Origin of the sequence: Arthrobacter terricola (assembly GCF_004354015.1) — a bacterium.
Taxonomy (GTDB): Bacteria; Actinomycetota; Actinomycetes; order Actinomycetales; family Micrococcaceae; genus Arthrobacter; species Arthrobacter terricola.
In genome coordinates this window covers 39,346-47,678 of record NZ_SMRU01000035.1, presented here as the reverse complement: position 1 = coordinate 47,678, position 8,333 = coordinate 39,346, and the positions used below count along the sequence as shown (strand labels likewise).

Below are 8,333 nucleotides of genomic sequence, written 5' to 3'. Positions count from 1 at the left end.
GAAGCGTTTCTTGTGCCATTCGTCCGAGTCCTTTGCACGGTCACCGACTACCAAGAGGACGCGCCAGAATACAGCGCGATCTTCCGTTCTCACATAGGACGCTGTTTACCCATGGCTGTCAATACTCGGTAGCCCTAGTTCCGGTCTCCCCAGGGACAGGACGCGGCGTGAAGCGCCAACATCTGACTCAGTACTGCCGTGAGACACGAAGTCGTGCTGCGCCCAGCGTTTGATACCGACTTACCGCCGGCATCGAGTGACACGAGTTCGGGTGGACACGTCTCATGCTCAACTATCTGACGTATCCGACCAACGCCATGCCGAGAAATGTACCGTGGACGCGCCTGAGAGTACATAGCTCTCGGACACGGCCCATGGAACACGACACGCCGCGTTTGCCGAGTCGGCCGGTGAGTGTTCCATGGACGGTCGTTTGTGAGGCAGATCGAAAAGTCGGCGGATCACTTACCAATCAGAAGCTTTGGACCTTCGAGTGGTCGGCGACGATCAATGGTGTGAATAGCCAGTGACGACGACTCAAAGTAAGGGACTGGTTTGGCCGACCTCAGTGGAGACCGCTGTGCCTACAATTGCCGCGCGAACCAATCGACAGGAGCAAGCAGTGCACGACAAACGGGGCGTTGACGCGGCCATCCATGACGTATCCATCGCGCACAAAGCAGAAGAAGGACTCCTGAACTGGTTCCAGTCCGAATGGCTTATGGACCCGCGCCCGCTGGCGGCCGATGTATGGGTGTTCTCGCCGGACTTCCAACGCATACTCGTCGTTCAGCACCGCTGGCGAGGCCTCGTACCTCCCGGCGGACGGGTGGAACCCGGCGAGACGCCGCGCGAGGGGGCGATTCGCGAGCTTGCGGAAGAGACCGGCATTGAACTCCTTATTGCCGACCGCCCGGCTTTCGCGGCTGCCCGCTCATACCGCTCAGACTGGACAGCGACACTGAACCTGTCTTACTGGACGACCGCCGACCCCACAACGGAACTCGTACCGGAGGATGGCCAACCCGCGCGCTGGGTCGACGTCCGCTCTGACTGGCGAACGTTCCACAAACCGGATGCGACTGCGATCGCCCGGTTTGCAGAACAACAGAGGACCTATTAACGGCTACGGCTTTTTGCCGCATTGAATGGAGGCATTTGCATTGATTCGCCGTCCACTCGACGGCCAATCCAGAGACAGCGGATATTTGGTGACAGGCGGCCCAGCTCCCGTTTGTTTTACTTGGGGGCATGGAAACATCAGATGGCAGCGACCGCGTCCTGCAAGCCGACGGGCTGGTCAACGCCCGCGATCTCGGTGGACTCAGGCGCGCGGATGGAACCTTCACACCGCGCGGGGTATTTTTCCGAAGCGAAAACGTCGACTGGCTTACCCCGGCGGGATGGCAACACCTCTACGACGCCGGGATCCGCACCATCGTTGACCTCCGCCAACAACGCGAGCGTGACACGGACGCCCAGAAGCGCCCCGACTGGCTCACCACGATCCACGTCGATCTCGACGGCCTTGAGAACACCGAGTTCTGGGCGGACTACTGGGACAACGGGCTGGTGGGCACCGCACTCTATTTCCTACCCCACCTCAAAGCGATGCCCGAACGAGCAGGCACCGCCCTGTCCTCGATCGTGAACGCCCCGCCCGGTGGTGTCCTTTTCCATTGCATGGGAGGCAGAGACCGGACCGGGATCATAGCCATGCTTCTGCTCTCGGCCATAGACGTCCACCATGAGGCCATCGTCGATGACTACCTTGAAACCGTGAGGCTGGGCGACCTGCGAGCAGCCAGCAGCAACCGGAACAATGTCGAACCCCTGCTCAATGAACTCTGCGAACGCCATGGCACCACCACGGAAGGTGCCTTCAGGACTGCGTTGGCAGGCTTCGACCTGGACGAATTCATCGAGGCGGCAGGGCTTAGCCATCAGGACCATGCCGCACTTGCCACCTGGCGCGGCAACACAGAAAACCTTCGCGCAGAAAGCGCCATTTGAAGCTGCGGTTTTCCCGCCAACCGAAGTTGACAGTCAAACCGCAAATATCCCGATGTACGCTTTCCACGTGACCTCAGAGAGAAGTTTGTGGCGACGGATCCTCCATGCGCTGAGGAACTTATTTGCAGACGGAGGCCCGTTGGCGCCCGGATGGGGCTTCGGTCGACGGCAGAACTGACAAGCCGGCCTAGTGGTTCAGCGTCTGGTAAGCATCTGTTGCAGTGACAGCTTCACTGTTTTCCATTCGCTGTCGATGATGGAGAACACAACGACGTCGCGCACCGTGCCGTCGCGCCACAGGTCGTGGTTGCGCAGGATTCCGTCTTGCTTGGCACCCAATCGGGCAACAGCCGCGCGCGAGGCGTGGTTGTGCCAGTGGGTTCTGAATTCCACCGCGATGCAGTCAAGGGTTTCGAAGGCGTGGGTGAGCTGGAGAAGCTTCGCTTCGGTGTTGACGGCGGTGCGCTGTGCGCTCTTGGCCAACCAGGTCGAACCGATCTCCAGCCGCCGGTTATCGGCCCTGATATTGCAGAATGTGGTCATCCCGCAAATGTCACCGGTGTCATTGCGGCGGATGGTCCAAGGCGCCATGGTCCCCGTTTCCTGGAGCGCACGTCTTTTGTGAATCTCCGCCATCATCTGATCCGGTGCCGGAATGCGTGTGAACCAGGTGTTCCACATCTGACCGTCTTCCACGGCTTGACACAAACCATCCAGGTGTTCCTCGGCCAAAGGCTCGAGTGTCACATAGCTTCCGGTCAGGGCCACGGGCTCAGCGAAGGTCATTTCGCAATCCTATGGCCAAACGTCTAAAGCCGTTGAGTAGTCCCGTTAGCCGATCGTCAAACGATCATCAGTAGTGACATTTAGCGCCGCGAAAATGCGGCCACTTATCGCTGCGATTCACACAGAAAGTCGTCTCACTGCTCATTTGTGTCTCATAGCGTGTTCTGGGTATTTCCGAGACGCCTGGATTTGGGCCGGCCAGCGGAATTGCCGCGGTAAATCGGCTCAGCGGTTGTTGATGGTCAGGCCCCAGTTGGCTTGCACGGAGCAGGTGCTGGCATACGGCTGGGCCGCGTATGTCACTTTCGTAAATCCCGGGTTGAGCATCCAAACATTGATGTCCTGGTCCACTGACCAGGCGATATTCTCTTTCAATGTGAACATCACTGTCTGCCCCCGGCCTACGACGATCGGCGCCGCCTTCGTTTGGCTGCTGTAAAGAGCCCAAACGCTAAGGTCAACTTTAATCGATCCCAAGGAATAAATTCGCAGAGGCGTGATGTAGATGTCCTGTGATGTTTGGTTGGCCTCCGTGTCCATACTCGTCTGCACTACCCCGAATTCCGCGGGAGCGAGTACAGACGAGTATAGACACGACATGTGCCGCTGGCGGGTCTGCGGGGATCGGGCGGGAGGATCTGTTCCGATTCTTCACGGTGCCCCCGGGGGACGTGGCGTTCGCCCACGAAGGGCTCTCGACGTACAACCCACGTGACCGACCAGCACACCACCTGCGGCACCAAGGTCGTCGTCGCGACTAGGCGCGATGCGCACTACGTGCTGGACGCCAACGGCTTCCCCGCCATCGACGAGTTGCTCGCCTGGCTGTCTGCGCATACGGCCGCATCGACTTCCTGGGCCTTTACCCCTTTATCCGGCCGCCGGTTTCGGGACTGCGGCAGCTGCGCGACCGGCACAGAGACCGCGAGGGCGGATAGCCCGCGGGCTCCTTGCTCAGGGTGCCTACGCTTTCATGCCGTTCCCTGCTGGCCGGTGAAGCTCACGTTGTCTGTCGCGGCGGCGTGTTCGGCGGGCGTGGTGAGGTGCTTGGCGGTGTCCAGGGTTTCCCGAATGTGCTGGGCGAGGGTGTGCTCGTCGGGGTCGTTGATCCAGCGTTCGTAGGCGACTTTGAACGCGGCGATCCCGATTTCCGCGGCGAGTGCTGCGGTGGTGGTGTCCAGACCGCGTTCGCGCAGCGCCTGGGTGAGGGTCGCGGCGAGGGCGGCGAGTTTGGCTAGTTCGCGTTCCTGGAGTTCGGGGTTGGCGGCGATGACGGCCTGGCGTTGCCGCACCAGGTCCTCGCGCTCTTCGTAGACGGGAGCGGCTTCGATCAGGGCATGGGTGACCACCTCCAGCGGTGGCAGCGGGACGGGGGCGCTGGCCGTGGCGTCCGCGAGGATGGCGGGGAGGGGGTTGTCGCTGGGGAAGAGGACCGCCCGTTTGTCGGCGAAGTGCCGGTAGAACGTCCGTTCGGTGAGTCCGGCGCGGCCCGCGATCTCCGCGACGGTGGTGGCCTCGAAGCCCTTGTGGTTGTAGAGCTCCAGCGCCGCCTTCTCCAGGCGGCCCCGTCCGTCAGGTTTCCATCGGCTCATGCTACGATCCTACACCGCGATGACAGAAACTGACATCCAAGTGATGACAGAACCTGACATGGGTGCTACAGTGATGTCACGAACTGACATCAGGACTCCCCCCGGTGGAGAGCCCACAACAGGAAGGGCACACCATGCACGTATTCGTCACCGGAGCCTCCGGACACATTGGCTCCGCCGTCGTCCCCGAACTCCTCGCAGCGGGACACCAGGTCGTGGGCCTAGCCCGCTCGGACAAGGCCGCTGCCGCGCTGATAGCTGCCGGTGCCGGGGTGCACCGAGGCGACCTCGACGATCTCAACGGCCTCGCCGCGGCCGCCGCAGCAGCCGACGGTGTCATCCACCTGGCCTTCAAGCACGACGCCATGTTCTCCGGCGACTTCGACGGCGCGGTCGCAGCGGATCTGCGCGCAATCGAGGCGCTCGGGGACGCACTCGCCGGCACCGGCAAGCCGCTGGTGACCACGTCGGGAACAGCGCTGTTCGCCTTCGCGGGACTGCAGGACGCCCTCACCGAGGACTACGCGCTCGACGCAGGTCCGCGGATCGACGCCGAGAACGCGGTGGTCGCACTCACCGAACGCGGCATCCGCTCCTCCGTTGTCCGGCTCACACCGACCGTGCACAGCACGCTCGACCGCAATGGCTTCATCCCGACCTTCATCTCCATCGCCCGGTCCAAGGGCGTTGCCGCCTATGTCGGCGACGGGGCCAACCGCTGGCCCGCCGTGCACACGCTGGATGCGGCACGCCTGTACCGGCTGGCCCTGGAATCCGCGCCAGCGGGGTCACGGCTGCACGCCGTCGGCGACGAGGGGATCACCTTCCGCCAGATCACCGAGGGCATCGGCCGCGGGCTGAACCTGCCCGTGGTCAGCATCCCGCCGACGGAGGCCGAGGCCCACTTCGGCTTCCTGAGCGCCCATGCCCAGGCCGACAACCCGTCCTCGAGCACGCGGACCCAGGACCTCCTCGGCTGGGAGCCCGTCCAGCCCGGCCTCATCGAGGACCTCGGCCAGGGCCACTACTTCGACGCCCCGCCGACCACCACGAACTGAGCCCGCCACCATCTCCATCACGCCCCATTTCAGGCCCGGGGTGGCTGGTCCCCAGCCACCCCGGCCTGCTCAAAGACCTGGAGAGCGGCGACCACCTCGCCGCACCGACGGCCTGACCACCCTCCCATGCCCCCACGCAGACCCCACCCAGGAAGGAAGAACCATGCCCCGCTCCCGTCCCGCGATCGACAGCGAACTAGCCGCAGCACTCCAGACCATTCCGATCGGCCCGAACGGCGTCTTCGACCTGACCGACATCCCCGCCACCCGCCAGGCCGTCCGCACGCTCGCCGAATCCATCGCCAGCACCATCCCCGACGAGCCCACCGTCACCGCCGACGAGATCCAGGTGCCGCGCGCCGAAGGCCCCGACGTCCCGGTCGTCCTGCTGCGTCCGCAGAACGCGCCCGGACCGGCGCCTGTCCTCGTGTGGTTCCACGGCGGCGGGCAGGTGCTCGGCTTCGCCGCGCAGGACACCCCCTGGCTCAAGCCGCTGTCCGCGGCACTCGGCTGCGCCATTGTCAGCGTCGACTATCGGCTGGCCCCGGAAACCCCCGCGCCCGGCGCCGCCGAGGACGGATACACCGCCTACCGGTGGATCAGCGACAACGCCACCGATCTCGGCCTCGACCCCACCCGGATCGGCCTGGCCGGCCAGAGCGGTGGTGGAGGCATCGCCGCCGCCACCGCCCTGCTGATCCGCGACCGCGGCGCAGCCACCCCCCTGTTCCAGCTACTGATGTACCCGATGCTCGACGACCGCAACACCACCGACTCCAGCCGCGAGATCACCGACATTGGCATCTGGGACCGCTCGACCAACCTCCTTGCCTGGCAGGCGATCCTCGGAGACCGCGCCGGCACCGAAGACGTCATGCCCTACAGCGCCGCCGCCCGGGCGACCGACCTCGCCGGCCTGCCCCCGACCTTCATCGGCGTCGGTGAACTCGACGTCTTCCGCGACGAAAACCTCGACTACGCCGCGGGCCTGCGCGCCCACGGCGTCCCCGTCGAGCTGCACCTCTACCCCGGCGCCTACCACGCCTTCGACATGTTCGCCCCGCAGTCCCACCTCGCGGCGAGCTTCCACCACACCCTGAACGACTACCTCGCCCGGCTCCTCACGGAGGCCCCGGCAACGCCGACTGCTCAATAACCGGCGACGACGCCCGGACATTCCGTGCAGCCGACTTCGAAAACCGGAGACCGACACATAGGCTCGTCGTGGGGGTGGCAGGGACGGCTTTTCCGAGAAGCGGAACCGACCAGCGGCCCGTGAAGGAAACGGGAATGGCAACAGGTACTGTCAAGTGGTTCAACGCCGAAAAAGGCTTCGGCTTCATCGCCCCGGACAACGGAGGCCCTGACGTGTTCGCACACTATTCGGCAATCGCTTCACGCGGCTACCGCTCGCTGGAGGAGAACCAGAAGGTTCAGTTCGACATCACCCAAGGACCCAAAGGACCCCAGGCGGAGAACATCCAGGCAATCTAACGGTCCAACAAGAGAGACTGGTCAGCCCATCCGCCGGCCAGTCTCTCGCCATGACCGGAACCCTCGGTACTGGCACCCGTTCGCCCCCGGAAAGCAAATAGACCTCCGACACTCCGGTTCAGCCAAGAGCTGTAGCGCCCAAGGCACCCGGCGCGACCCGTCCAAGTCATCGCGAATCTCAGTTGTCCAGACAGTGTCTGGACAACTCGATCAAGGGTGTCAGCGCCGCGGATTAGGTTGGATTCATGACCCAGATCGAGCCGGACCTGCCTAGCCTTAAAAAGTGGATACGACTAACTTCCAGTTGGCAAGCATGTTGGTACCCGCTGCGGCGGGGCTTCTCGGAGCCATCGATGGGGGTTGGTGCACCCTGATCGCAGCATCGAAACCGACGAAGAGCGCATCCAATCAAGCATTGGCCGTCCAGCAAGCCGAATGGAACCTCAGGCCAGGACCAGTGATCGACCAGACCCCACTTGCACATTCTGAACATATTCAGAATAATGGGTTTATGTCTATCGTCACGCACAGCCGCTCAGCCACATCCTCGGACTTGTCGCGGAACCCGGCGCAGGTCTTCCGCGCCGCTGAAGAAGGCCCCGTCACGATTACACGCCGCGATGGTGAACCCCTGACACTGGTCCGGTCGAGCACGATCGAGCAGGAGCACGACGCGCTGCGCCTTGCGGCGAACCTGGTGGCTGCGTCGCTGGCGCCTGGCGAAGAGAGCTTTGCCGAAAGATTGCTTGCGCCGTTCCCGTGGTTGGGTTTCCTGCCGCACGAACACCGTGAACGCTTTGCGACCGAGATCGTGGAAGTGGCCCGCGCCTGCGCCGCCGTCTCCAGCTTTGAGCGGCTGTTCGTCGTGCTGGCCGAATGGAGGGCGACGGCCGAAGCGATCGCGGCCGGGTACACACCTGACGACCAGCTTGATTGGCTGGATGATTCCGAAACGGTTGCTGACCCGCGGGCCGGAGAGTGAGCCCGAAGAAGGAGACCGTCCACCGTCCGCTGCGTCGTACCGAACACGAAATTGTTTTCGGGACGACAAATGCGAGCAAGGGATGGACTGATGTTCTCGCCGTGCAACGCAACACGGTCGTGGAGGCATGGGAGCGCCTGACCAAAGATCCCTTGAGCAACGACCTGACCTGTCATGGCATGAAAGGCGATCTGGAGTTCGTCACCCACAAAGGGGCAACCCACCGCAGGCGACAGTATGAGCTCTCCAATGGTGCGAGGATCTGGTTCTACGTCCACGACGGAACCGTGGTCCTCATCGATGTCCACACCCACCACCCGAACGCCACAAAATAATCCAAGCCGTTGGGGCACGGCTTGTACCCGCAGTGACCGGCCGGCCGGCAACCGTGCGTGTAGCCAACGGCTG

General features: G+C 63.3%; 10 protein-coding genes. 7 read left to right on the top strand and 3 right to left on the bottom strand.

The window, feature by feature from the left end; translation table 11 throughout:
* The first annotated feature begins 622 nt into the window (after positions 1–622).
* Both E1809_RS22275 and E1809_RS22270 read left to right on the top strand, forming a co-directional pair.
* Complete coding sequence (locus E1809_RS22275) at positions 623–1,123, top strand: NUDIX hydrolase (RefSeq protein ID WP_308167012.1); 501 nt, start codon at positions 623–625, stop codon at positions 1,121–1,123.
* Positions 1,124–1,251: 128 nt separating this feature from the next.
* Positions 1,252–2,013: a tyrosine-protein phosphatase gene (locus E1809_RS22270; protein WP_133206428.1), complete on the top strand. Its 762-nt coding sequence runs from the start codon at positions 1,252–1,254 to the stop codon at positions 2,011–2,013.
* Positions 2,014–2,208: 195 nt separating this feature from the next.
* Here E1809_RS22270 and E1809_RS22265 read toward each other — a convergent pair whose 3' ends face one another.
* The 3 genes from E1809_RS22265 to E1809_RS22255 all read right to left on the bottom strand — a co-directional run bounded on the left by E1809_RS22265 (position 2,209) and on the right by E1809_RS22255 (position 4,391).
* Positions 2,209–2,799 (bottom strand): GNAT family N-acetyltransferase, encoded by a 591-nt coding sequence (locus E1809_RS22265; protein ID WP_133206427.1) that lies wholly within the window; start codon positions 2,797–2,799, stop codon positions 2,209–2,211.
* A gap of 225 nt (positions 2,800–3,024) precedes the next feature.
* Positions 3,025–3,339, bottom strand: coding sequence for a hypothetical protein (locus E1809_RS22260; protein WP_133206426.1), 315 nt, complete (start codon positions 3,337–3,339; stop codon positions 3,025–3,027).
* Positions 3,340–3,770: 431 nt separating this feature from the next.
* A complete protein-coding gene (locus E1809_RS22255) occupies positions 3,771–4,391 on the bottom strand; it encodes a TetR/AcrR family transcriptional regulator (protein ID WP_133206425.1) in 621 nt (206 codons plus the stop codon).
* A 104-nt stretch (positions 4,392–4,495) separates the two neighbouring features.
* Here E1809_RS22255 and E1809_RS22250 point away from each other — a divergent pair, with 104 nt between their 5' ends.
* The 5 genes from E1809_RS22250 (at position 4,496) to E1809_RS22230 (ending at position 8,260) form a co-directional block, all read left to right on the top strand.
* Positions 4,496–5,449 (top strand): SDR family oxidoreductase, encoded by a 954-nt coding sequence (locus E1809_RS22250; protein ID WP_235835730.1) that lies wholly within the window; start codon positions 4,496–4,498, stop codon positions 5,447–5,449.
* A 163-nt stretch (positions 5,450–5,612) separates the two neighbouring features.
* Positions 5,613–6,605, top strand: coding sequence for an alpha/beta hydrolase (locus E1809_RS22245; RefSeq protein WP_133206424.1), 993 nt, complete (start codon positions 5,613–5,615; stop codon positions 6,603–6,605).
* 134 nt (positions 6,606–6,739) lie between these two features.
* Entirely contained in the window at positions 6,740–6,943 is a 204-nt protein-coding gene (locus E1809_RS22240; protein ID WP_133206423.1) for a cold-shock protein, read from the top strand.
* A 283-nt stretch (positions 6,944–7,226) separates the two neighbouring features.
* On the top strand, positions 7,227–7,925 hold the full coding sequence (locus E1809_RS22235) for a hypothetical protein (protein WP_235835729.1): 699 nt from the start codon (positions 7,227–7,229) through the stop codon (positions 7,923–7,925).
* Positions 7,922–8,260, top strand: a complete 339-nt coding sequence (locus E1809_RS22230) for a hypothetical protein (RefSeq protein WP_133206422.1) — start codon at positions 7,922–7,924, stop codon at positions 8,258–8,260. Before E1809_RS22235 ends, E1809_RS22230 begins: the two co-directional genes overlap by 4 nt.
* The last annotated feature ends 73 nt before the right edge of the window (positions 8,261–8,333 follow it).

Bases quoted from the DNA above. Each gene is read 5' to 3' on its own strand.
- E1809_RS22270 (WP_133206428.1), top strand. From the start codon at position 1,252: ATGGAAACATCAGATGGCAGCGACCGCGTCCTGCAAGCCGACGGGCTG.
- E1809_RS22265 (WP_133206427.1), bottom strand. From the start codon at position 2,799: ATGACCTTCGCTGAGCCCGTGGCCCTGACCGGAAGCTATGTGACACTC.
- E1809_RS22260 (WP_133206426.1), bottom strand. From the start codon at position 3,339: ATGGACACGGAGGCCAACCAAACATCACAGGACATCTACATCACGCCT.
- E1809_RS22255 (WP_133206425.1), bottom strand. From the start codon at position 4,391: ATGAGCCGATGGAAACCTGACGGACGGGGCCGCCTGGAGAAGGCGGCG.
- E1809_RS22245 (WP_133206424.1), top strand. From the start codon at position 5,613: ATGCCCCGCTCCCGTCCCGCGATCGACAGCGAACTAGCCGCAGCACTC.
- E1809_RS22240 (WP_133206423.1), top strand. From the start codon at position 6,740: ATGGCAACAGGTACTGTCAAGTGGTTCAACGCCGAAAAAGGCTTCGGC.